The sequence below is a fragment of the Pisciglobus halotolerans genome, from assembly GCF_900113675.1.
GTDB classification, from domain to species: Bacteria; Bacillota; Bacilli; order Lactobacillales; family Carnobacteriaceae; genus Pisciglobus; species Pisciglobus halotolerans.
This window is the reverse complement of the sequence record NZ_FOQE01000076.1, coordinates 1-1,963: the sequence shown is the minus strand read 5'-3', so window position 1 is coordinate 1,963 and position 1,963 is coordinate 1. Positions and strand designations below refer to the sequence as shown.

Here is a 1,963-nt window from a genome sequence, read left to right as displayed (position 1 = left end):
TCAAATATCACTATTTCTCATACAGGTGGTCAATTATCGAGTGATTCGGGTCTCGTCCTAGTGAAAGAGCTGATGAACATCTTTGGTTTTTCTGACCTGCCTAATATGGCGAGGTAGGCTACCTAATTGATCTAGAATATCGAAAACGCGAGACAGATTATCACATTAAGCGCCGTGTGTTAATTGAGAGCTATATTGAGGATTTAAAGAAATTATCTAAACGTTATAATCATGCCGATACGAGCTGAAGGAAATACAAAAGGACATGCCTTTAATATGGGACAAGCCAGTGCCTTGGTTGAAATTATTTCAGCAACTGTCGGGGCTTGGCTAGTCACGCAAATCACCATTGTTTTACCTTATGCGCTAGCGTTTGCCGCTGGAGCAATGGTTTTTGTCTGTGTGGAGGAACTGATTCCAAATTCGCAAAACAATGGTTATAGTGAAGTAGCCACCATGGCTTTTATGCTTGGTTTTGCGATTATGATGACCTTAGATGTGGCGCTTGGTTAAGAAATAACAATTAAAGGGGTCTTTTTTCTCTGCAAATGAAATAGGAGAGAAAAGGCCTTCTTTTTATTTTCTAAAGGCTATCATTATAAATTGTGAACGACTTGTTTTAAAATAAGACTACAGTGAATAGAAAGTAGGAATTTTCATGTCATATCTTTTGTATGTTCTTGGTGCAGCGATTATTATTGTGACGCTGATTGATATTATTTGGACCACTTTATGGGTAGATGGGGGAGCGGGGTGGATAACGGACCGATTAACTACAGGCATCTGGCGTAGAATTTTAAAATCAGGTAAGGAGAACCTGATGAATATTTCTGGTCCTTTAATTCTCACGGTTACATTATTTACGTGGTTCTTTCTCCTCTGGTTTGGCGCAACGGTCTTTTTCGCTGGCGATTTAGGTGCCATTGTTCATTCTTCTTCTAGTCAATCCATTACTTGGTATCAATTACCGTATTACAGCGGCTTTGTGGTGTTTACATTAGGGATCGGCGACTTTACACCTCAAACCACTTTTTTTCAAATAACTACCGCTTTATTTTCCGGAATAGGCATGTTGATGCTCACTTTTGGGGCTTCTTATATCCTTTCTATTGTCAGTGTAGTGGTTGAAAAAAGGACACTTGCACGTAATATTATGGGAATTGGAGAAAGCAGTGTAGATTTTTTGCAAACGATATGGAACGGGAAAAATTTTAATCAGCTGGATGACGTTTTAGCTGACTTAAATTCACAAATTACTCAATATACACTACAAATTCAAGCTTTTCCTTTGCTTCAATACTACCACAGTGAGGATATTGAAAAAGCAACCACGGTAGCGATAGCAGTGCTCTATGACTCTGTACTGGTTCTCAGATATGGGATAAAAACTGAAAGATTAGTGAATACGACACTAGTTGATGCAACAGTAAAAAGTATTAATAATTTTATAGATACTTCTAGCGATGGTTATGGCAATCTTTTTGAAGATTATTATAAAAATCCGCCAGAACTTGAACTATCCAGTTTAGAACAGACAAGGATCCCTTTAAATCGTCAAGAAGACTATGAAAAAAATATGGAAGAATACGAAGACAAACGACATCAGCTACAAAAAATCATTATGATTGATCACCATGACTGGCCAAATCAGTAAAAAATAAAAGAGTGCTCATTTGTCTGCTTTACAGCAAAGCAGAGAAGAGCACTCTTTTTTTATGTCTATTATTTACATTTCATCCGGTGCTTGGACACCTAAAATTCTTAAATCTTCTTCAAGCATTAAGGCAACGGCATACACTAAGGCTAAACGACTCTCTCGTTCAGGTGAATCATCCAATTAGAAAATATATTTAATAAATATTTAGATTCCTGAATAATTCATACTTTTAATTAAAACCATGTGAAACTGCCTCACGGCAGCTTACAATTACTTTTTCATCTTCACCCGTTAAGTGATGAAAAA

The 1,963-nt window shown here is 37.0% G+C and carries 2 protein-coding genes and 1 pseudogene; 2 read left to right on the top strand and 1 reads right to left on the bottom strand.

The genetic code is table 11. The annotated features are described in order from the left end of the window. Positions 1–231 precede the first annotated feature (231 nt). Together BM057_RS11400 and BM057_RS11395 are read left to right on the top strand one after the other, a co-directional pair. Positions 232–513, top strand: coding sequence for a ZIP family metal transporter (locus tag BM057_RS11400; protein ID WP_245741948.1), 282 nt, complete (start codon positions 232–234; stop codon positions 511–513). Between the two features lie 145 nt (positions 514–658). Continuing rightward, a complete protein-coding gene (locus BM057_RS11395; RefSeq protein ID WP_092093890.1) occupies positions 659–1,654 on the top strand; it encodes a two pore domain potassium channel family protein in 996 nt (331 codons plus the stop codon). Positions 1,655–1,726: 72 nt separating this feature from the next. On the opposite strand, the pseudogene BM057_RS11390 reads toward BM057_RS11395, so the two are convergent. Continuing rightward, positions 1,727–1,837: pseudogene (locus BM057_RS11390) on the bottom strand (DALR anticodon-binding domain-containing protein); the annotation flags it as partial. Between the last annotated feature and the right edge of the window lie 126 nt (positions 1,838–1,963).